Annotated in this window: 17 protein-coding genes and 1 pseudogene; 9 read left to right on the plus strand and 9 right to left on the minus strand. The window is 65.3% G+C overall.

The window, feature by feature from the left end; translation table 11 throughout:
• Positions 1-2 precede the first annotated feature (2 nt).
• From P0Y59_24545 to P0Y59_24555, 3 genes are all read left to right on the plus strand, one after another.
• Positions 3-278, plus strand: coding sequence for a DUF3175 domain-containing protein (locus P0Y59_24545; protein ID WEK00026.1), 276 nt, complete (start codon positions 3-5; stop codon positions 276-278).
• A gap of 428 nt (positions 279-706) precedes the next feature.
• Positions 707-2,458 carry a chloride channel protein gene (locus tag P0Y59_24550; GenBank protein ID WEK00027.1) on the plus strand — a complete coding sequence of 584 codons (1,752 nt, stop codon included), beginning with the start codon at positions 707-709 and terminating at the stop codon, positions 2,456-2,458.
• 100 nt (positions 2,459-2,558) lie between these two features.
• A complete protein-coding gene (locus P0Y59_24555; GenBank protein WEK00028.1) occupies positions 2,559-4,172 on the plus strand; it encodes an amidase in 1,614 nt (537 codons plus the stop codon).
• Between the two features lie 44 nt (positions 4,173-4,216).
• Here P0Y59_24555 and P0Y59_24560 read toward each other — a convergent pair whose 3' ends face one another.
• Both P0Y59_24560 and P0Y59_24565 read right to left on the minus strand, forming a co-directional pair.
• Positions 4,217-4,588: a DUF4345 domain-containing protein gene (locus tag P0Y59_24560; protein ID WEK00029.1), complete on the minus strand. Its 372-nt coding sequence runs from the start codon at positions 4,586-4,588 to the stop codon at positions 4,217-4,219.
• A gap of 32 nt (positions 4,589-4,620) precedes the next feature.
• On the minus strand, positions 4,621-5,082 hold the full coding sequence (locus P0Y59_24565; protein WEK00030.1) for a DUF2721 domain-containing protein: 462 nt from the start codon (positions 5,080-5,082) through the stop codon (positions 4,621-4,623).
• Positions 5,083-5,161: 79 nt separating this feature from the next.
• Here P0Y59_24565 and P0Y59_24570 point away from each other — a divergent pair, with 79 nt between their 5' ends.
• The 3 genes from P0Y59_24570 to P0Y59_24580 all read left to right on the plus strand — a co-directional run bounded on the left by P0Y59_24570 (position 5,162) and on the right by P0Y59_24580 (position 7,668).
• Entirely contained in the window at positions 5,162-6,295 is a 1,134-nt protein-coding gene (locus P0Y59_24570) for a GNAT family N-acetyltransferase (GenBank protein WEK00031.1), read from the plus strand.
• A 173-nt stretch (positions 6,296-6,468) separates the two neighbouring features.
• A complete protein-coding gene (locus P0Y59_24575; GenBank protein WEK00032.1) occupies positions 6,469-6,729 on the plus strand; it encodes a YjhX family toxin in 261 nt (86 codons plus the stop codon).
• Between the two features lie 243 nt (positions 6,730-6,972).
• The gene (locus P0Y59_24580) at positions 6,973-7,668 is read left to right on the plus strand and encodes a PilZ domain-containing protein (GenBank protein WEK00033.1); all 696 of its coding nucleotides are present in this window, start codon (positions 6,973-6,975) and stop codon (positions 7,666-7,668) included.
• Here P0Y59_24580 and P0Y59_24585 read toward each other — a convergent pair whose 3' ends face one another.
• The 3 genes and pseudogenes from P0Y59_24585 to lnt all read right to left on the minus strand — a co-directional run bounded on the left by P0Y59_24585 (position 7,669) and on the right by lnt (position 11,300).
• On the minus strand, positions 7,669-8,349 hold the full coding sequence (locus P0Y59_24585) for a tRNA (guanine(46)-N(7))-methyltransferase TrmB (GenBank protein ID WEK00034.1): 681 nt from the start codon (positions 8,347-8,349) through the stop codon (positions 7,669-7,671). It lies immediately after the preceding gene.
• Positions 8,350-8,452: 103 nt separating this feature from the next.
• Positions 8,453-9,671, minus strand: a pseudogene (gene metK / locus P0Y59_24590) (methionine adenosyltransferase).
• Positions 9,672-9,743: 72 nt separating this feature from the next.
• Entirely contained in the window at positions 9,744-11,300 is a 1,557-nt protein-coding gene (gene lnt / locus P0Y59_24595) for an apolipoprotein N-acyltransferase (protein WEK02676.1), read from the minus strand.
• A 203-nt stretch (positions 11,301-11,503) separates the two neighbouring features.
• Between lnt and P0Y59_24600 the strand changes: the two genes are divergently transcribed.
• Both P0Y59_24600 and P0Y59_24605 read left to right on the plus strand, forming a co-directional pair.
• A complete protein-coding gene (locus tag P0Y59_24600) occupies positions 11,504-11,923 on the plus strand; it encodes a VOC family protein (GenBank protein ID WEK00035.1) in 420 nt (139 codons plus the stop codon).
• A 10-nt stretch (positions 11,924-11,933) separates the two neighbouring features.
• Positions 11,934-12,236, plus strand: a complete 303-nt coding sequence (locus tag P0Y59_24605; GenBank protein ID WEK00036.1) for a polyhydroxyalkanoic acid system family protein — start codon at positions 11,934-11,936, stop codon at positions 12,234-12,236.
• Here the strand turns inward: P0Y59_24605 and P0Y59_24610 are convergent.
• The 3 genes from P0Y59_24610 to P0Y59_24620 form a co-directional block, all read right to left on the minus strand.
• Positions 12,229-12,696, minus strand: coding sequence for an acetyltransferase (locus P0Y59_24610; protein ID WEK00037.1), 468 nt, complete (start codon positions 12,694-12,696; stop codon positions 12,229-12,231). The genes P0Y59_24605 and P0Y59_24610 overlap by 8 nt on opposite strands.
• Before the next feature lie 69 nt (positions 12,697-12,765).
• Entirely contained in the window at positions 12,766-13,251 is a 486-nt protein-coding gene (locus P0Y59_24615) for a hypothetical protein (protein WEK00038.1), read from the minus strand.
• A 300-nt stretch (positions 13,252-13,551) separates the two neighbouring features.
• On the minus strand, positions 13,552-14,877 hold the full coding sequence (locus P0Y59_24620) for a sorbosone dehydrogenase family protein (GenBank protein ID WEK00039.1): 1,326 nt from the start codon (positions 14,875-14,877) through the stop codon (positions 13,552-13,554).
• A gap of 194 nt (positions 14,878-15,071) precedes the next feature.
• Here P0Y59_24620 and katG point away from each other — a divergent pair, with 194 nt between their 5' ends.
• Complete coding sequence (katG, locus tag P0Y59_24625) at positions 15,072-17,273, plus strand: catalase/peroxidase HPI (protein ID WEK00040.1); 2,202 nt, start codon at positions 15,072-15,074, stop codon at positions 17,271-17,273.
• A 173-nt stretch (positions 17,274-17,446) separates the two neighbouring features.
• On the opposite strand, the gene P0Y59_24630 is transcribed toward katG, so the two are convergent.
• Entirely contained in the window at positions 17,447-20,449 is a 3,003-nt protein-coding gene (locus tag P0Y59_24630; GenBank protein ID WEK00041.1) for a TonB-dependent receptor, read from the minus strand.
• Positions 20,450-20,693: the final 244 nt, after the last annotated feature.

The raw sequence follows: 20,693 nt of genomic DNA on the forward strand, positions 1-20,693 counted from the left end.
CCATGGCCGACGGAAAATGGTCGCAGGATGCGGCCAGCGATAGCAATGCGCTCGACCTGGAGCGCGCGGTCTTCACCTGGAATGACCCGAAACGCATCGCCGCCTCGCTCAAGCGCTCCGCCGAGCATAGTTCCCGGCGAAGGAGCACGCCGTTCCGGTCGGCGATGTCGATGCTGACCTTCTACATCAATCGCGCCGGGCACAGCCTGGACGCGAAGCAGAAGAGGGTGCTGGAAGAGGCGAAGAAGGAGCTGCGCGTCGCCTTCGGGAAGGCATGACCGCCATCTTCCCGCGGAAGCGGCGCAGACGGAGGAGAATCGTCGAAAACGCAAAACATTACAAGACTTGTTTATGCGATTCGGATGATTCAAACAGGGGGCGTACCCAGTCCTGGGTACGGCGTTTTAACAAGCGAAAGGAGGTGATCCGATGTCTCATGGTTCAGCAATGGGGTCGGTTCAGTTCGTTCGGGGGACGCACCGCTAGCTTTATCGGGATGACGGCGGGGGGTATCTTCCTCCAATCAACGCTGCCGTCTATCGAAGCTGCGGTTCGCATGGTCTCCCGGGCTGGAACATCCGGCCGCTGACCATGTCAGGAGGTTGCCGGGCCTGCGGGCCCGGCAGCCTCTTTTCATATCCGGGCTCTGAATTCTTCTGCCATCGGCGCTTGTTCGCGGGTCGAACCGGGCGCAAGGCGATGCGCGATGTCGCTTCATCCCCGTCTGATCGCGCTGACCTGGTTCGCGCGTCTGCGCCGGAGATTCCGGTCGAGCGAAGCCTGGTTCATCGTGCTTGCCATCGCCGTCGGCGGCGCGGCCGGGCTTCTCACCGTCATCCTCGGTGGAATCGCGCGGACGTTGCAGCACCTGCTGTTCCGGCTGCCGACGATGACGAGCCTGAGCAGCCTGACCTCCCTCGGTCCGCTGCAATTGCTGATGCTGCCGCTCGGCGGCCTGGTGCTGGCCGGGTTCACCTGGCTCACCCGCGCCCGGAAGCGGGCGATGGTCGACGCGGTCGAGGCGAACGCGCTTCACGGCGGGCATATGTCGATGGCCGACAGCCTGGTCATTTCCGGCCAGACGGTGATCTCCAACGGCTTCGGCGCGTCGGTCGGGCTTGAGGCTGGCTATGCCCAGCTTGGCGGCGCGGTGGGATCGGTGGCGGGCGGGGCGCTGAGGTTGCGCCGCGCCGATCTGCGCACGCTGGTGGGCGCCGGGGCGGGCGCCGGGATCGCCGCTGCGTTCGGCGCCCCGCTGGCCGGCGCCTTCTACGCGTTCGAGATCGTCATCGGCGCCTATACGCCATCGGCCATCGCGCCGGTCGCGGCGGCGGCGCTGGCCGGTGCGAGCCTGTCGCAGGCGGTGGGCATCGCGCCCTATATCGTCTCGACCACCACGCATGTTTCGGTCCCGACGGTCGATTATCTGCTCTACGCGCTGCTCGGCGCGTTGTGCGCCGTGCTCGGCATCGGGCTGATGCGCGCCGTCGCGCTTGTCGAGGCGGGCACGCGCACGCTGCGGCTGCCCGGCCATATCCGGCCGGCGATCGGCGGGGCGTTGCTGATTCCGATCGCGATGGTGTCGCCGCAGGTATTGTCGTCGGGACATGGCGCGCTGCACCTCGATCTGGCGATCGGCTTCCCTTTGTCGCTGATCGCGCTGGTGCTGGCCGCGAAATGCCTGGCCTCGATCGTGTCGCTCGGCTTCGGCTTTCGCGGCGGCCTGTTCTTCGCTTCGCTGTTCATCGGTACCCTGGTCGGCCATCTGTTCGCCGGCCTGCTCGGCCAGGTCGCCGGACACCCGCTTCTGGTCCAGGACGATGCGGCGGTGGTCGGCATGGCAGCGCTGGCGGTGGCGGTCGTTGGCGGGCCGATGACGGTCGCGATGCTCGTGCTTGAGGCGACCCACGACTTTTTCCTGACCGGTGCGGTGGTCGCTGCCTCGCTCGTCGCGAGCACGATCGTGCGGGCACGCTTCGGCTATTCCTTCTCCACCTGGCGGCTCCATCTGCGCGGCGAGACGATCAAGAGCGCGCGCGACGTGGGCTGGGTCAGGACGCTGACCGCGGGGCGGATGATGCGGCGGGAGACGCAGGCGACGCCGGCCGATATCGGCATCGCCGAGTTCCGCCGGCGCTTCCCGCTCGGGTCGGCCAGCCGGGCCGTGCTGGTCGGGCCTGACGGCGGCTATGCCGGGATCGTCGTGCCGGCCATTGCCTATGCCGATGGCGTGGACGAGCGTGCGCCGGTGGCGTCGCTGGTGCCGGTCCCGTCAGCCCCGCTCGCGCCCGATGCTGACATCGTGGCGATCATGGCGCGGTTCGATGCCGATCAGGTCGACGAGCTTGCCGTGGTGGGCCCCGACGGGGTCGTGCTGGGCGTGCTGTCGGAGAAGTTCGTTCGGCGGCGCTATGCCGAGGAGCTGGAAAAGGGACAGCGCGATCTGTTCGGCGAGTAGGCGCGCTTGCGCCGCTCCGCCCGCTTGTTCCGCGAGAAGCGCTGCCGCATGTTCGGGCTGGTGCGGTCAGGTCTCTGGTCGTCCGGAAAAGGGGAATCCGATGCGCGTCTTCGCTGTCGTTTCGTTGTCGGCCGTCCTGTTGTCGGCGACCCTGTTGTCGAGTGTCGTGCTTGCATCCCCGGCACGCGTCAAATCGACTTTCGGGGAACAGTCGATCGACCAGCTCCAGGCGGCGATGGCGAGCGGCGCGCCGGGCAGGTCGAGCGAAGCCATCACCGGCGCGTATCTCGCCCGCATCCGGACGATGGATCGAAGCGGACCGGCGCTGCGCGCTATCATCGCGATTAACCCCGATGCGATTGCCCAGGCGCGGGCAAGCGACGCCCGGCGCAAGGTCGGCCGGCTGCTCGGTTCGCTTGACGGCATTCCGGTCCTGATCAAGGACAATATCGAGACCAGCGATCCCATCGCCACCACCGCCGGCAGTCTTGCGCTCAAGGACAATATCACCGGCCGCGACGCGCCGGTGGTGGCTGAACTGCGCAAGGGCGGGGCGGTGATCCTCGGCAAGACCAACCTCTCGGAATGGGCGAACATCCGCTCGACCAGATCGATAAGCGGGTGGAGCGCGGTCGGCGGCCTGGTGCGCAATCCCTATGCGCTCGACCGGAGTTCCTGCGGCTCGTCCAGCGGGTCGGGCGCGGCGATCGCGGCGAATTTCGCGGCGGTGGCGATCGGCACCGAGACCGACGGGTCGGTGGTCTGCCCTTCCGCGATGAACGGGCTGGTCGGGCTCAAGCCGACGATCGGCATGGTCAGCCGCACTCATGTCGTGCCGATCAGCCACAGCCAGGATACGCCGGGGCCGATGGGGCGGTCCGTGAAGGATGTCGCGATCCTGTTTTCGACCATGGTCGCGCCGGATCCAGCGGATGCTGCGACGAAGGACGCGGCGAAGTACAAGCGCGATTTCGCCGCTGGCCTGTCGGCGGACTCGCTGAAGGGGCTGCGCGTGGCGGTGCTGCGGCCGGATATGCCGGCGCGGCTTAAGGCGACGTTCGAGGCAGCGCTCGCGATATTGAAGGCGGCCGGCGCAGTGCTGGTCGACGTCGAGAAGCCGAAGCTCGACGGCATGGGGGAAGCCGAATTCGAGGTGCTGAAGGTCGAGCTGAAGGCTGACCTCGACGCCTATCTCGCGACGACGCCAAAGGCGGTGACGACGCGGACGCTCGATCAGGTGATTGCGTTCAACGAGGCGAACAGGGCGGCCGAGATGCCGTTCTTCGGGCAGGAGCTCTTCCTCGACGCGGCGAAGACGCGGGGCCTCGCCGATGCCGAATATCTCGGCGCGCGCGCGAAATCATTGCGTTTGGCCGGGGCCGAGGGGATCGATGCGATGCTGGCAAAGGCGAACGCGACGATCCTGGTCGAGCCGACCTATGGCCTGCCCTGGCTGAGCGACAGCGTGTCGGGCGATCATTTCACCGGCCCGAGCGCGAGCGACCTGCCGGCGATCGCCGGCTATCCGCACCTGACCGTGCCGATGGGGCTGGTGAAGGGCCTGCCGGTCGGCCTGTCCTTCATCGCGACGGCCCATGGCGATCAGGCAGTGCTGAATGCAGGTTATGCCTATGAGCAGGCGAGCCATGCGCGGGTCGCGCCGCGATATCCGCCGGTGGCTGATGTGGGGCCGGGGCTGGAGGGGAGGCAGTAACGGCTCATTTGTTTTTTCCCCCGACCTTTGCCGGGGAAGATAGATCAGGTTGGAGCACCCCACCTTTTCGCGAAGCCCGCCTGCCACAGCAGCAGCAGCGGTACGACGCCGAGTTCCATCGTCAGCCCGAACAGGTGTCCCGTCGAGGGCACGCCGACCGCGATCAGCGAGACCAGCCGCGAGAGCCCGCCCGCGATCACCAGCGCGCCGAGCAGGCGGAAACGCGGGCCTTTCGCCTCGATCCCCGGCACGCAGGTGGCGAACGCAATGCCCACCGCGAAGAAGATGCCGGAGATATAGCGGAAATGGCTGTCGAGATCGGTCGGGATCACGGGTGGATGGCCGAGAAAGCCCGGGCCGCGAAGGATGCTCTGCCCGCCGGCGATCAGCGGCACCAGGCAGGCGATCGCCACCACCGCCTGGAGCAGCCGCTTCTCGACGGCGATGTTCAGCGCCGGTCCTTTTCGAGCAGCTCGGGCCTGATATGGATCGCGCGGAGCGACATGCGCACTTCGATCAGGAAGGCGGCCAGCGCGGCGATCAGCAGGATCATCGCGAGGATGAAGGACAGCGCGACGACGGTGCCGATGTGCAGCCGCGCCAGTTCGGCAACGAACAGCAGCGCGACGACGAGGCAGGTCATGACCGCGCTCGACACCGCCATCACCAGCGCGGCGTTGATGACCGACATGCGCTTGTCGAGCAGGCGCAACTCCCAGACGTGCCGGTCATGCTCAGGGCCGGTCGAGCGGGGATGAAGCGCCTCCACCGCCCGCGCGCGGTCGACCACGCGCGACAGGCGGCCCGCCAGCACGTTGAGCAATGCGCCGATGCCGGCCAGCATGAAGACGGGCGAGAGCGAGAGCTGGATCGTCTGGGCGATCGTCGTGACGGCGGGCGAATATTCCACGCGAGGGACTGTGGCGGCTGCGCGACGGGATGGTCAAGCGCGAACCGGATGGTAACCGATGGCGGCTAACACCCGGGCCATGACGAAGCCGATGCTGCTCGCCGAATTCACGCGCCTGCCACCGGCGACGCGCGCCTTCGTGCTCGATGGTCTGTCCGGCGCGATTGATCTCGTCGCCCAGGCAGCGCCCGAAACGCATCGCTTCCTGCGCTATCAATGGTTCGCCGCCGCGCTCGCAGCCTATGGCGGATCGGCCCGAACGATCCTGGTCGAGCGTGACGGTGATGCGGTGATCGCGCTGCCAATGGTCCGCTTCGGCCCGGCGGCGGCCCGGCTTGCCGCGGTGCCCGGCTGTTATTGGCCCTTCCGCAGCTTTCCGGTGAGCGTCGATGCCGGCGACGGCGCGTTCGAGGCGCTGCTCGACCGGCTTGGCCAGGAAGTGAACGCGCTCCGTATCGGGCCGGTCTGCGATGGCGATCCTGCGCTCCAGCCGTTGCTCGCAACCGCACGGGGCAGGGGCTGGGTGACGCTCGATCGCTTCGTCGCCGACAGCTATCTCCTCGATATGGTCGCGGCGCAGGCCGATGGCGGCTGGCCGCGCGCCTCGACGCTGCGCAAGAACCGCTATCATGAAAAACATCTGGGTGAGCATGGCGTGCTCGACTGGCGGTTCCTGCGGGGTGCCGAACTGGCGGCCGGCGGCTTCGATTCATTGGCCACGATCGAGGAGAAGAGCTGGATCGCCGCCCGCACTGACGGACGCGACGCCAAGTTCACCATGAGTGGCCATGGTGCCTTCTGGCGCGCCGCGACCGGCGATCCGGTCCTGGCGGAGATGCTGTGGGCGGCACTGCTCACCGTCGATGGGGCGCCGGCGGCGTTTTCGTTCGATGTGAATGCCGGCACGCTGAAATACGCCATCGCCAACAGCTATGATCCCGCCTTCGCCAAACAGTCGCCGGGCAAGCTGCTGTATTACCGGAACCTCGTCCGGGCGATGGCCGATGGAATCGACACCGTCGACTGGGGGGCGGGCGACAGTGGCTACAAACGCGTGATGGGAGCTGAGCAGGGGCCGGCGATCCGCGACTGGATGCTGGTGCGGCCCGGCCTTCCCGCCTTGCTGGGACGGGGGCTGCGCGGGATGTGGGAACGCAGTGGCCAGCGTCCCGCGGCGCCTGCGGTTGACGAGGGTTCGCAGGCCGCCCTATGAGCGGCGCTCCAGTTCGGAGTGGTTCATGTCTGAGATTGTCGCCCGCTGATCGCCTGATCGGAACCTGAGGTTCCGAGGCCAGGCGTTGTGCGCAGCCGCTGACCGCGCTCCTTCGGGGAGGCGGGCCGGTCGGCTGTGCGGGCCTCAACCCCTTTCCAGGGGCCGACATTCCCATGAATATCTCGAAATACGAACAGCGCGTGCTCCACGCGCTGGCGCAGGGTGGGCGGATCGTCCACCGGCGCGACGAGGAGAGCAGCCGCATCGTCGCGGTCGATTGCTTCACCCGTGACGGCTATGTGCTGGCTGATTGCACCATGCCGTTGTTCCGCAAGCTCAGGCGGCGGCGACTGATCGCCAGCCTCGACGGAGGGCCGTATCGCGTCACCCGTCTCGGGCTCGCGGCGGTAAGGGCGCAGCTCGACAATCGTTGATCTTGGCGTTGATCCAGGCGTTGATCCCGACGCTGAACGGGAGCCCGGCGTCCTGCGCCGGGCTCCCTGCCATTTGCTCGATCTTGCATACAATTATCGCCGAAATGGAGGTAATGTTAAGGATTTCGCAGGGGCTATGAACGATAGTCCGGATCGGGAGGGGCGCTGCTGCGCGGGGGGTGATCACCACCCGTCACGCTATTGGCGATGCTGTACAAACATCGCTCGTAAGAGGTGCCCCCAATGCTGGATCATTTCGATGACGGCGAATTGACGACGTTCTCCTTCTCCAGCCGACCGCCACTATCCGACGAGCGGCGTCAGGCCAGGCGTCATGTAACGGTGCTGCGCGTCGCCAAGCTGCAGACGCCGCGCAGCGAGGAGCTGTGCCTGGTCCGCAATATTTCGTCCGGCGGCCTGATGGCGCATATCTACTCCGAACTGAACATTGGCGAGCTGGTTACCGCCGAATTCAAGTCCGGCCAGTCGGTCTCGGGACGGGTACTCTGGCGTCGCGACGGCCTGGCCGGCGTCAAGTTCGACGAACCGGTGGATGCGGCGAAGATCCTCGCCGACAACCATGATTATGCGCCGTCGTCGCAGCAGCCGCGCGCGCCGCGCGTGGGCATCGACGTCAAGGCGCGCATCCGCGTCGGCGCGCGCTACTATGCCGTCACCCTCTGCAACATCTCGCAGGCGGGCGGGCGGGTGTCGCCCGGGGAGCCGCTTGAGAAAGGGGAGAAGCTGATCCTGATGCTCAACGGCCTGCCCCCGATCGCGGGCTCGGTGCGCTGGTGCGACAAGGAGCATGCCGGCATCGCGTTCGACAATCCGATCGCGTTCGAGGCGCTGGCGCGCTGGGTGCCGACGATGCAGGCCCAGGCACGGGAACGCCGCGATGCCGCATCCGACGACAAGCCGGACGCGCAGACGGGTTGATCAGGGTCTGAGGTAGCGGAAGTACCAGACCTCATGGCCCTGTCGCCGCGCCTTGCGTTCGTACCGGGTCTCGGGCCAGTCGTCGGGGCGGATCAGGAAATCGCGCGGGTGCTTTGCCTGCCAGATGAAGTCGGTTCGGGCGTTCATCACCATCATCGACCAGCGGCAATAGGTGGGGTCGTCAGTGCCAAGGCGGAATTCGGCGCCCGGCTTCAGCTTGCGCGCAATCAGGTCGAGGGGACCGTGATTGACCATCCGCCGCTTGGCGTGGCGGGCCTTGCGCCATGGATCGGGGTGGAGAAGATAGACGCGGTTGAGGGATTCATCGGGCAGGCGCTCGATCACGTCGAGCGCGTCGCCCATGTGCAGCCGGACATTCTCCAGGTCGCCATCGCGGACATGGTTGAGCGCGCCGACCACACCGTTGAGAAAGGGTTCGCACCCGATAAACCCGGTGCCGGGCCGCATCGCCGCCTGTCCGGCGAGATGCTCGCCAGCACCGAAGCCGATCTCGACCTCTAGCGGACGCTCTTCGCCGAACAGGGTCGTCGCGTCGATCGGTCCACTATCTGGTACGCTGATCCGCGGCAGCAATTCCTCGACGAGGGCAGCCTGGCCAAGGCGCAGCTTATGCCCCTGGCGTCGGCCATAGAGACGGCGGATGGTGGTCGGATCGTTCATCGTCGGGGGCCATAGCCGCGTGGGGCTTCGGTGCAAGCCTTCAACGAAAAAGGCGCGGCTCCGTGAGGAACCGCGCCTTTTCGCTTGCTCTTGTCCGGATGGCTCAGGCGATAGCTGCCTTGAGCTCATCGACCAGGTCGGTCTTTTCCCAGGTGAAGAAATCGCCATCGGGCTTGCGGCCGAAATGGCCATAGGCGGCGGTCTTCTGGTAGATCGGGGCGTTGAGCTTCAGATGCTCGCGGATGCCCTTGGGGGTCAGGCGGACCAGCTTCGGCAGCACCTCTTCCAGCTTGGCTTCGGGAACCGTGCCGGTGCCGTGCGTGTCGACATAGACTGACAGCGGCTCGGCGATGCCGATCGCGTAGCTGAGCTGGATCGTGCAGCGGTCGGGCGAGGCCGGCGGCGACGACGTTCTTCGCGAGGTAGCGCGCGACATAAGCTGCCGAGCGGTCGACCTTGGTCGGATCCTTGCCCGAGAAGGCGCCGCCGCCGTGCGGCGCTGCGCCGCCATAGGTGTCGACGATGATCTTGCGGCCGGTGACGCCGGCGTCGCCGTCAGGGCCGCCGATTTCGAAACGGCCGGTCGGGTTGACGTAGATCTTGGTGTCGGCGTCAACGAAACCTTCCGGCAGGACGTCGTTGAACACGCCGACGACATAGTCGCGAAGCTCCTTGTAGAGTTCCGGATTGCCTTCCTTGCCGTCGTAGAAATAGCCCGGCGCGTGCTGGGTCGAGACGACCAGCGCGGTCGCGCGGACCGGAACCTCGTTGCGATATTCGAGCGTCACCTGGCTCTTCGCGTCAGGCTCGAGGAACGGCACGACCTTGTTGTGACGGTCATGCGCAAGCTTCTCGAGGATGCGGTGCGAGTAATAAAGGGTCGCGGGCAGCAGGTCGGGGGTCTCGTCGGTCGCATAGCCGAACATGATGCCCTGGTCGCCGGCGCCCTCGTCCTTGTTGCCGCTCTCGTCGACGCCCTGCGCGATGTGCGCGGACTGGGCGTGCAGGTGGTTTTCGAACGAGAAATTCTCCCAGTGGAAGCCGCTCTGCTCGTAACCGATCCGTTTCACCGTAGCGCGGACAGCCGCCTCGATCTCTTCCTTCGCGCCCGGGGCCCATTCGTGATCCTCGAACACGCCCTTGCAGCGGATTTCACCGGCGAGCACGACCCGGTTGGTCGTGGTCAGCGTCTCGCAGGCGATGCGCGCATAGGGGTCCTTGGACAGGAACAGGTCGACCACTGCATCGGAAATCTGGTCGGCGACCTTGTCGGGATGGCCCTCGGAGACCGATTCGGAGGTGAAGAGAAACGAAGCGCGCATCAAGTCTACCCTTGGCTAGGGCGGCCCCAGGCATCCGGAAACCGCATATAAAGCTTTCCTTATATGTGCTCCCTAGCGAGCCACCCGGCGGAAGGCAACGGCCAAGAGCAGCATTGCCGTCGCGACAAGCAGCGCCATCCAGTTGCCGAGGCGCGAGAACAGCGTTGGTGCGCCCGCCTGCGGCAGGGGAAGCTCGATCGCACCGGCCTTGTGCAGGGGCAGGCTGTCGAGCAGCCGGCCGTCGGCGGCGATCACCGCCGAGATGCCGGTCGGCGTCGACCGGATGATCGGCACGCCCTCCTCGATCGCGCGCAACCGTGCCTGGGCAAGGTGCTGGGGCGGGCCCCAGGCGCCGAACCACGCATCGTTCGAGGGATTGAAGATCACCGCGGGCCGATGCGCCGGATCGATCACCTGGCCGGAAAAGACGATCTCGTAGCAGATGTTCATGCCGACATCGCCGAAGCCGGGCAGGGCGATGGTGCGCGGCTTCGGCCCGGGGGCGAAATCGATGTCGCCCGGCACCAGCCGTTGCAGCCCGACCATGGTGAACAACGGCCTGAGCGGCAGATATTCCCCGAACGGCACCAGATGCGCCTTGTCGTAGCGGGCCAGGATCGCTGCCTTCGCATCGATGGCGAAGATCGAATTGGTCCCGGCCGTCAGGGTGCCTGTGTCGTCGAACCGAAGCGCGTTCCCGCCGGTCAGCACCAGGTCGCGCGGGCCGAGCAGGGCGGCGATCCGCCGGCGGATGGCGACGGGTGAGCCGTTCCAGTAATAGTCGATCGGATAGCCGTCCTCGATGAAGAAGCGCAGCGCGCCTTCCGGCCAGACGATCAACCGCGGATGCGCGCCGGGCGTGCCGGCCAGCGATTCGAGCGCGCGCAGGCTGTTCTCCGCATAATCGGGGGTCGGGCGTTCCTCCTCGTCCAGATTCGGCTGCACGACGCGGACACGGGGCCCGTCGTCGGAGCGCGAGATGGGCGCGGCTTCGCGATGGATGCCGGACAGGGCAAGCAGGGCAAGGATCGCGAAGGTCGCCGCCGGCGCAGGCCAGCGTCGCCCGGCCGCGAGGATCGGCATCCCGGCGATCACGATGGTCAGGCCGGACAGCGCATAGGTGCCGGTCCATGCCGCGATCCGCGCGATGCCGATCACCGGCACCCAGATCACGCCGAGCGGGTTCCACGGATAGCCGCTGAGCATCGTCGCGCGCAGCCATTCGGTGACGATCCAGGCCGCGCCGAACACCAGGAGATAGGCGAGGCCCGGCCGGGTCCCGGCATGGCCCGCCGCGCGCGGGCTGGCGAGCCGCCAGGCAAGGCCGGCGGCGAGCATCGGATAGAGGGCGAGATAGAACGCCGCCAGCAGGACGCCGACATAGCCGAGCCAGTGCGGCATGGCATCCTGATAGAGGAAGGGGTGCTGCAGCCAGCTGTTGCCCACCGCGAAGTGGCCGGCGCCGAACAGCCAGCCACGCAGCAGCGCCGACCTGAGGCCGGGCGCTTCGTGGATCAGCCACATCCACAGCGCGAAGCAGGCGAGCGCCACCGGCCAGAGGTCGAGCGGCGCAAAACCCGTCGCGGAGAGCGCACCGAGCGCGAGGGAGAGCAGGGCGGGGCGGCGCATCGCCATCCGCGTCAATGCCTGAACCTGATTGTCGAGCAAGGCCTTCCTCACTTCCGTCATGCCGGACTTGTTCCGGCATCCACCGGGCCGCAAGTGCGTCGGCGGCTCGTATGCTGAACGGTGGACCCCGGAACAAGCCCGTCCCGAGCTTCGCCGAGTGATCCGGGGTGACGGGGATGGCGAATTGGGTTTATTGCACCCCCATGGTCCTTCGCCCCTTCCACCTTGCCTTCCCCGTCCACGACATCCCCGCCGCGCGCGCCTTTTACGGCGGCGTGCTTGGGTGCCCCGAGGGCCGCAGTGCCGAGGGATGGGTCGATTTCGACCTGTTCGGCCATCAGATCGTCGCGCATCTCGATCCGGCGGCGAAGCCGGTCGCCGTGGCCAATGCGGTCGATGGCCATGACGTGCCCGTGCCGCATTTCGGCGTGGTGCTTGAGATGGCCGACTGGGAAGCGCTCGCCGAACGCGTGAAGGCGGCGGGCATCGGCTTCGGTATCGAGCCGCATGTCCGCTTCAAGGGGCAGGTGGGCGAACAGGCGACGATGTTTTTTCGCGATCCAAGCGGCAACGCGCTCGAATTCAAGGCGTTCGCTGACGACGCCATGCTGTTCGCGCGCTAGGGGGCAGGCAATGAACGATCCGATCAGCGTCGATATCCCCCACAAGCTTGGCCTCGCCGCGGCGCGCGCGCGGATCGAGAAGGGGATCGGCAAGCTTGCCTCCTTCGTGCCCGGCGGCGCGGTGACCGAGCATCGCTGGGAAGGCGACACGCTCGTCTTCACTGTGGAGGCGATGGGCCAGCGAGTCGCGAGCCGGCTGGACGTGATGGAGACCCGCATCCACGCGACCTTCGACCTGCCGCCGATGCTCCGGCTGTTCGCCGGCAAGATCCGCGAGAAGCTGACCGAGAGCGGCGGGAAGCTGCTTAAATAGAACCGGAAGCCCTGGCCCGGGCGCGCGTGTCCAGCCGCAGGTGAATCAGCGGATAGGGGCGCCCCTCGTCGTCAGTCGGCGACCGCCCGGTCCGGACGAAGCCAAGCCGTTCGTAGAACCCGACCGCCTGTTCATTCTGCTCGTTCACGTCAGTGGTCAGGGTCGGATGCAGCGTCAGCGCGTGGGCGACCAGCGCCCGTCCGATTCCCTGCGCGCGGAAAGCCGGATCGATGAAGAGCGAATCCATATGGTCCTTGCCCAAGCCCATGAACCCGATCGGCCGGTCGTCTTCGTCAACCGCGAGCCATAGTGCCGCGCCGGGCAGGAACACGCGCACCATCGAGTCGATCGCCTCGAGGTCGTCCGGGGTCAGGAAGTCGTGGGTGGCCTCGACGGCGGCGCGCCAGATCGCGACGATCCGGTCGCCATCCCCGGGCCTCGATTCGCGTATATGGGGCATTGGCGGCCCCTTAGCGATTTCGAAGCGGCCGGAACAGCCGGCGGCCCGGAAAACGCGGTAATCGAACGCTTAATCGTTCTCGATCCGGATTACCCCGGTCCGCAACAGTTCCTCGGTGCCGCGCGCGAAATTGGTGAGCATGCCCTCGAGGAACGGCTCGAGCCCGCGATCCTGGATGACGCCGATCGGCAGGGTGACCCCGCCGCGCACATCCTCGATCAACAGGCCGTTTTCGATCATCCGCGCGACATGACGGCGCACCGTCTCGCGCGGCAGCCCGCTCGCCGTGGCGATCGCATTGCGTGAGATCGGCACGACCCATTCGCGCGGCAGGATCTCGGTGCCGGCCAGATGCTCGGGGATGGTCCGCTCGCGCATCAGTCGCTGGACATTGGCGACCGAGACGGTCGTGTAGATCAGCAATTCGGTCGGCCCGACCGGCGTAGCCGCGGCCAGCGTGCGGTGCATCGTCAGGAACAGGTTCATCAGCGAGCACACGGCGACGCGCCAATTCTCTCCCATCTTCGACGGGTTGGTGACGACACGTTCGCTCATCGGCTTGCCCCTTCCGGTGACATGGCCGGGACGGCCCCGCTACCCGGAATGGGTAGCATCTTTTTCCCCTAAACTATCGGCCAGCGTCACGGAAGCTATACGATGGTCCGATCTGGTTCGACCTCAATGGTTTGAGCCGAGATATTTTGGCCAGGGAGTTTTGGCCAGCGAAGTTGGGAAGGAGCGCGGGCGGCGCAAGCCGCGGACACGCGACACGGGCTGCGGCGGTTTCGGGGGGAACCGGCCGCAGCCCGAAACTTTCCGATCCGTCACCCTTTATCGCGACGGTTCATCGCCGCCTTATTTTGCCGCCACCCGCCAGATCACGTTGCCGACATCGTCAGCCACCAGCAGGCCGCCGGTCCTGTCGGTGATCACGCCGACCGGGCGGCCCTGCGCCTTGCCGTCCTTGTCGAGGAAGCCGGTCAGCACATCGACCGGCTTCGCGCCTTTCAGCGGAAAGCCGTTGTCGCCGAACGGCACGAAGATCACCTTGTAGCCTGAGACGGGGTAGCGGTTCCACGATCCATGCTGGCCGACGAACGCGCCGTTCGCGAATTGCGGGCCCAGCTTCGCATCGCCCGCGAAGGTGATGCCGAGCGAGGCGGTATGCGCGCCCAGCGCATAATCCGGGCGCTTCGAATATTGCTGGAGGGCGGGATTGCCCGGCTCGACCCGATTGTCGGGATAGCCGCCCCAATAATACCAGGGCCAGCCGAACTGGTCGCCGAACTCGACCTGGCTCATATAATCGGGCGCGAGGTCCGATCCGAGCATGTCGCGCTCGTTGACGGTCACCCACAGTCCGCCCGAATGCGGCTCGAACGCCAGGCCGTTGGGGTTGCGCAGGCCGGATGCGTAGATGCGGAAGGTCTTCGCCTCGGGATAGACCTGCAGGATGTTGGCGCGGAATTTCTCCGCCTCCATGCCGTTTTCGGCGATGTTGCTCGACGATCCGACCGTCACGTACAGCGTCTTGCCGTCGGGATTGGCGATCACGTTGCGCGCCCAGTGGTTGCCGCCCGGGTTCAGCTTGACCACGGTCTCCGGCTTGGCGGCGATCTGAGTCTCGCCGTCCTTGTACGGCACGCGGACCACAGCGTCGGTGTTGCCGATATAGAGATAGCCCCCCATCAGCGCCATGCCGAAGGGTGAGTTGAGGCCCGACAGGAAGGTCGTGCGGGTCTCCGCCACGCCGTCGCCGTCCGCGTCGCGCAGCAGGGTGATCCGGTTGGCTGAGGGCACGCCGGCACCGGCCCGGCCCATCAGATAGCCCATCACCCGGCCGGCGATGCCGCCGCCCTTGCGCGGCGGCGAATTGGTCTCGGCGACCAGCACGTCGCCATTGGGCAGGCGATAGAGCCAGCGCGGATGATCGAGCCCGCGTGCGAACGCCTTCACCGCCAGGCCGGGGGCTGGCGTCGGCGCCGCCCCCTGCGCCCAGCCGACCGCATCGGCGACCTGGATCGTCGGGAAACTCTGCACCCGCGGCGGCGTGATCTCGGGCCGGGCGCCCATCACCGCCTCCACCTTCAGTTGAGCGACATCGGGCTGGCGAAGCCAGAACCAGAAGGCGATCGCCGCGACGATGAGGATCCCGGTGATGATGAGGATGTGTTTGCGCATGAGATAAGGTTACGCCAGCGGGAGGGCTAAAGGAAGAGCCGGCGTCGCCGAGCGGGGTTTCGTCCCGGTTACCGGAAACGCTTGCCGCAAAAATCACTCGTTCGATCAGAGCGTGCGGATTAATCCGTTTCATCGATCAGGGTGGGGGTGACATAGTCTGCGCCGCTACAAGCAGAAACAGCATTGGAGACGCCATGAACGAGCAAGCGAAATGCCCGATGGACGGGGGCCGTGTCGACGGCGCCGCTGTCCTGTTCGAGATGACCAACCGGCTGTGGTGGCCCAACCAGCTCGATCTGACGGTGCTGCACCAGAATCCTCCCGCGGGCGATCCGCTGGGCGAGGCGTTCGACTATGCAGAGGCGTTCAAGGGCCTCGACCTAGCGGCGGTCAAGGCCGACATCTTTGCGCTGATGACTGAATCGCAGGATTGGTGGCCGGCCGATTTCGGCCATTACGGCCCGCTGTTCATCCGCATGGCGTGGCACAGCGCCGGCACCTATCGAATCGGCGACGGCCGCGGCGGGGCAGGCTCGGGCACGCAGCGTTTCGCGCCGCTCAACAGCTGGCCGGACAATGCCAATCTCGACAAGGCCCGCCACCTGCTCTGGCCGATCAAGCAGAAATATGGCCGCAGCCTCTCCTGGGCCGATCTGCTGGTTCTCGCCGGCAACTGCGCGCTCGAATCGATGGGCTTCGAAACTGCCGGGTTCGCCGGCGGCCGCGTCGACGTGTGGGAGCCGGAGCGGGACATCAACTGGGGCCCCGAGCGCGAATGGCTTGGCGGGGACAAGCGCTACAGCGGCGAACGCGATCTCGCCAATCCGCTGGCCGCCGTCCAGATGGGCCTCATCTACGTCAATCCGGAGGGGCCGAACGGCAACCCCGATCCGCTCGCGTCGGCCCGCGATATCCGCGAGACCTTCGCGCGCATGGCGATGAACGACGAGGAGACCGTCGCGCTGATCGCCGGTGGCCACACCTTCGGCAAGACCCATGGCGCGGCAGTGCCCGATCAATATGTCGGCCCTGAGCCCGAGGGTGCCGGCATCGAGCTCCAGGGGCTCGGCTGGGCGAACAGCTATGGCACCGGCAATGCCGGGGACACCATCACCTCGGGGCTTGAGGTCACCTGGACCGACACGCCGACCAAATGGGGCAACGGCTTCTTCGATCACCTGTTCGCGCACGAATGGGAACTGACTCGCAGCCCCGCCGGCGCGCAGCAATGGGTCGCCAAGGATGCCGCCGAGACGGTGCCCGACGCGCATGACCCGTCGAAGCGCCACCGGCCGACCATGCTGACGACCGACCTCGCGCTCCGCCTCGACCCGGAATATGGCAAGATCTCGAAGCGCTTCCACGAGAATCCGGACCAGTTCGCCAAGGCTTTCGCCGAGGCGTGGTACAAGCTGACTCACCGCGACATGGGCCCGCATAACCGCCTGCTCGGTCCGGAAGTCCCGGCCGAGCCGCGCCTCTGGCAGGACCCGGTTCCGGCGGTGGATCATCCGCTGATCGACTCGGCGGATATCGCCTCGCTCAAGGCGAAGATCCTCGATTCCGGCCTGTCGATCTCGCGGCTGGTGAAGACGGCCTGGGCCTCGGCCTCGACCTATCGCGGATCGGACATGCGCGGTGGCGCCAACGGCGCGCGTATCCGCCTTGCTCCGCAAAAGGACTGGGCGGTGAACGAGCCGGCCGAACTGGCCGGCGCGCTGGCGAAGCTCGGGGAGATCCAGGCGGCGTTCAACGGCACCGAGGGTGGCAACGGCCGGAAGGTGTCGCTCGCTGACCTGATCGTGCTCGGCGGCGCGGCGGCGGTAGAGGCGGCGGCGAAGAAGGCCGGCCATGAGGTGACCGTGCCCTTCACCCCGGGTCGCACCGACGCCACGGCCGGTCAGACCGACGCCGGCAGCTTCGACCCGCTCGAACCGAAGGTCGATGGCTTCCGCAACTATGTCGGCGAGAATTCGGCCTATTCGGCCGAGGAACTGCTGGTCGATCGCGCCCATCTGCTCACTCTGACCGCGCCGGAGATGACCGTACTGGTCGGCGGCCTGCGCGTGCTGGGGGCTAATCATGGCGGATCGCCGCTGGGTGTCTTCACCGACCGTCCCGAAACCCTGACCAACGACTTCTTCGTCAACCTGCTGAAGACGAGCATGACGATGAAGTGGACGGCATCGGGCGATGGCGTCTTCGCGGCGCATGATCGTGCGACGGGTGCGCAGAAATGGACCGGCAGCCGGGTCGACCTGGTCTTCGGGTCGAACTCGCAGCTCCGCGCGCTGTCGGAGGCTTATGCCACCGATGATGCGGGCAAGGCGTTCGTTGATGCCTTTGTGAAGGCATGGACGAAGGTGATGGACGCTGATCGGTTCGATCTGGCGTGAACTCGCTGATGGCCCCCGGCGCGGCAAGCGTCGGGGGCCATCCATTTGCGATCGCCTGGTTCGTTGCCGAAAAAAGAGCGTTCGGGACTGTCGCGTTTAAAGAAAAGACATCGTCGCATTGTCGTCCATGGGATGCGTCCTACCGCATCCCATGGATAACGCCGTGGCTGGTCTCAGAATTTGAACCCGACATTCACTCTGAAATACCTGCCCATGATGGCATCATAGTAACGCGATTGCCCGTAATCCCCCAGGGAGTAGGGGAAAGGAACCGATCTGTTCGCGACGTTGTTCACCATGAACCGGATGTTGAACTGTTTAGATAGATCGTATCCGACCGAGGCATTGAACAGGAAATAGCTGTTAAGCGTCGGATATTGGTATGTACTGGTGGGCACATTCACATTGATGCGGGCAGGCCCATAATAAATGGTCTGCCACATGAAATTGAATCCACCCTTGTCGTAATTCAAGTTCGCGGTGAAGTTGTCCTTCGGTTCCTGGATACCGCCAACGGTGTATTGGATGTCTCCGCTTCCGATCTTGTAGTAATGCTGAAGCGTGTGAAGGTAGTTCACGCCAAGGGAAACTCTCCCGGCGGATTCGGACATGCCCAGGCGCGACAGCGGAAGGGTATAGTTGAAGGATGCCTGCACGCCCTCGAAGTGTTCGATACCGATATTGTAATATCCGGTAAAGAAATTGGTGACCTGCCCGGCGGCGTTGCGCGTGAAGCTGCTGCAATAGGTGCTGTTCGGATAATTCGTCGAATCGTAGCATGCGTTCATGACGTCGGTCAGGGAAAGCTGCGCAATCTCGTTCTTGACGTCGATGCGTACATAATCGCCGGATATCTGAAGGCCGGGGATGAAGGTCGGCTGGAATATGCCGCCCGCGGTCCAGCTGTTGGCAACCTCATTGGTGAGCTTTTCATTGCCGCCGCTCGAGCCCGGTGCAGTATAATCCACGACGTTCGACACGAAATTGGCGGGCAATCCCGCGGCAGTGCAGTTGGCCGCGCGACGCGCCGGATCCGGACCGCCGGAAATGTAGCGGGAATCGCAGGGGTCGTTCGCCGTGTTGTAAACCTGCCCCACTGGCGCGAACAATTCAGTGATCGCGGGTGCCCTGAATGAGCGCGTATAGTTACCGCGCAGGGTGAGGCCACGAACCGGGGAATATTTGCCGCCCCCCGTATAGGCCCAGAAACCGCCCGTCATGCTGTTCTTGTTGTATCGGCCTGCCGCCTGCAATTCGAGACTGTTGATCAACGGTATGTTCATGTCGCTCGAAACGACCGGAACGTTCAATTCGCCGAACGCTTCGTTGGTGTGATAGGAACCCGCCACCGGTGTGATCGGAATCGTATTGCCATATTGAGTATAGGTGCCGTCACCATTGTCGTGACCGCGATAGAAAGCGCCAGGCTGGAAATTGGTCGACTCATAGCGATGCTCGTAACCGAGCACGAACTTCACGTCGCCCGCCGGTAGCTTGATGATCGACCCCTTGACGTCGGCGATCAGGTCGAACTGGGTATTGCGCTGCTTCGGATTCGCGATCGCCGTAATATAGTCAAGCGCTGCCTGGCTTGCCTGGCCGGTGCCGAATATATTGAGCGGAGCGCAGGTGGAACTGATCGTCTTGATCGCTGCGCTCGTATAGCCGGGCGCGCAGACGATATTGCCGCTGCCGTCACGCACGGCGTTGAGCGCGTTGTAGAAATTCTGGGTGACAACCTCGCGCGTGGTGGTTTCCGTATCGGAGCGACCGTAAATCGCCTTCACTTCCCAGGAGAAGGCACGGCTGCCGACATTGAAGTCGCCGTCTAGGCCGCCGACCAGGCGATACAGATTCGATGTCGTCTTGAAACTGCCGGTCGCCAGGTCGGTATTGGCGCGCGCGAGCAGGAAAGTGCTCGTATCCATCTGGTTCGCGGCAAGGCTGTTGATGATCGTCTGGCGATCCGCCGCGCTCAGGAACGGGTTGGCGGTGCTCATGATGAGGTTGCCGTTCGTCTCGCCGGCGGACGCGAATAGCGCTGTGTTATAGAATGGTTGCGCGCGAACGTTGGTCGCGATGGTGCGCCCGTACCAGGCCTCGCCGGAGAAGCGGATGCGGTCGCTGAAATCGTAATGGAACAGCGCCGTCGCCGAGAGGCGGCTGCTGTCGGCCAGGAAATTGTCATAGTCTCGAATGCGAAACCCGTCCCCGCCCGCCTGGATAAGGCCGTTCCCCGTTTGCTGGCCAAAGACGAAAGGCGTAAGGCGTCCGCTCGAGTTGAAGATCAGCGGACGGCCCTGCGCGTCAGTAACCCCCGCTGCCGCCGTACCGCCGTAGATCGGCACGTCATCGGCGACCAGCGGCATACCGGTGTTGGTGAACACCTCGTAGCGCTGGCCGCCATAATATAGCTGCTGGCGATACGATGAACCGGCTGGAGCCGTGGCGAAGAAAGGACCGTCGGCGCTGGTATAGAATCGATCGGACGTCGGAATTCCGTTCTGCTTGTCGTACTGAACGCTCAACGTGACGTTGCCGCGTCCCTCGGAGAAATTCTTGCCGGCCAGGAGCGAGAGGTTGTAGTTTCCACCATCGCCCTTTTCGGAGATGCCGTTCTGGGCGTTGAACGCCAAGCCGTCGAAATTCTTCTTCAGAATGACGTTGACGGTGCCGGCAATCGCGTCCGATCCGTAGATCGGGGCGCCGCCAACCGAGACGGTCTCGATCCGGTCGACCAGGTTGACCGGCAGCGAGGCGAAGTCGACGGGGTTGCCCGCGACGACGCCGAAGATCGACGAGGTGGCTGTGGTCACGAAACGGTTCCCGTTGACCAGCGTCAACGTACGCTGGGACCCCAGATTGTACATGTTGACGAACGTCTGGCCGGCGCCGAACGTGCCTTGGGACCCGACGGGACTGTTGGTCGGCACGCTGAACACCGGCAGTTCCTGCAAGGCAGAGCCCAGGTTGGTGTAGCCGCGCTTGGCGATTTCCGACGCCGCGATGCTCTCGGTCGGCTGCGCCGCGATCGGGGAACGCGAAATGCGCGAGGCGGTGACGATGATGTCGTCCGGGGCGGCGGCGTTGCCGGGCTGGTCCGGCTCCTCATGGCCGGGCTGCAGCGGCTGGGCGTTCGCCGCTGTCTGCGCGGACGCGGCACCAGCCGCCGTCATGCTTCCTGCTGCGATTCCGACCAACAACATGCGGCGCAGCGCGCCACTCCGTCCGAAGGAAGAATGTCCCGTCATGATGCGGACCCCTCTGTAATAGTGACTGACCGTCGATATGAGAGCTGCGGGAACATCGGGTCAATCGACCGATCGACGGGCATCGCATTTCATCGAGCAGATGTAACATTTCAGCAACAAATCCAGTCGGCTATGGTGGGAATTTCATGAGCTTGTCATCAAGCTCACG

Origin of the sequence: Candidatus Sphingomonas phytovorans (assembly GCA_029202385.1) — a bacterium.
Classification (GTDB): Bacteria; Pseudomonadota; Alphaproteobacteria; order Sphingomonadales; family Sphingomonadaceae; genus Sphingomonas; species Sphingomonas phytovorans.

Bases quoted from the DNA above. Each gene is read 5' to 3' on its own strand.
- P0Y59_24630 (WEK00041.1), bottom strand. From the start codon at position 20,449: ATGACGGCGGCTGGTGCCGCGTCCGCGCAGACAGCGGCGAACGCCCAG.
- P0Y59_24580 (WEK00033.1), top strand. From the start codon at position 6,973: ATGCTGGATCATTTCGATGACGGCGAATTGACGACGTTCTCCTTCTCC.
- P0Y59_24615 (WEK00038.1), bottom strand. From the start codon at position 13,251: ATGAGCGAACGTGTCGTCACCAACCCGTCGAAGATGGGAGAGAATTGG.
- P0Y59_24600 (WEK00035.1), top strand. From the start codon at position 11,504: ATGGTCCTTCGCCCCTTCCACCTTGCCTTCCCCGTCCACGACATCCCC.
- P0Y59_24555 (WEK00028.1), top strand. From the start codon at position 2,559: ATGCGCGTCTTCGCTGTCGTTTCGTTGTCGGCCGTCCTGTTGTCGGCG.
- P0Y59_24550 (WEK00027.1), top strand. From the start codon at position 707: ATGTCGCTTCATCCCCGTCTGATCGCGCTGACCTGGTTCGCGCGTCTG.
- P0Y59_24570 (WEK00031.1), top strand. From the start codon at position 5,162: ATGACGAAGCCGATGCTGCTCGCCGAATTCACGCGCCTGCCACCGGCG.
- P0Y59_24545 (WEK00026.1), top strand. From the start codon at position 3: ATGGCCGACGGAAAATGGTCGCAGGATGCGGCCAGCGATAGCAATGCG.
- lnt (WEK02676.1), bottom strand. From the start codon at position 11,300: ATGCGCCGCCCCGCCCTGCTCTCCCTCGCGCTCGGTGCGCTCTCCGCG.
- P0Y59_24605 (WEK00036.1), top strand. From the start codon at position 11,934: ATGAACGATCCGATCAGCGTCGATATCCCCCACAAGCTTGGCCTCGCC.
- P0Y59_24585 (WEK00034.1), bottom strand. From the start codon at position 8,349: ATGAACGATCCGACCACCATCCGCCGTCTCTATGGCCGACGCCAGGGG.
- P0Y59_24610 (WEK00037.1), bottom strand. From the start codon at position 12,696: ATGCCCCATATACGCGAATCGAGGCCCGGGGATGGCGACCGGATCGTC.
- P0Y59_24620 (WEK00039.1), bottom strand. From the start codon at position 14,877: ATGCGCAAACACATCCTCATCATCACCGGGATCCTCATCGTCGCGGCG.
- P0Y59_24575 (WEK00032.1), top strand. From the start codon at position 6,469: ATGAATATCTCGAAATACGAACAGCGCGTGCTCCACGCGCTGGCGCAG.
- katG (WEK00040.1), top strand. From the start codon at position 15,072: ATGAACGAGCAAGCGAAATGCCCGATGGACGGGGGCCGTGTCGACGGC.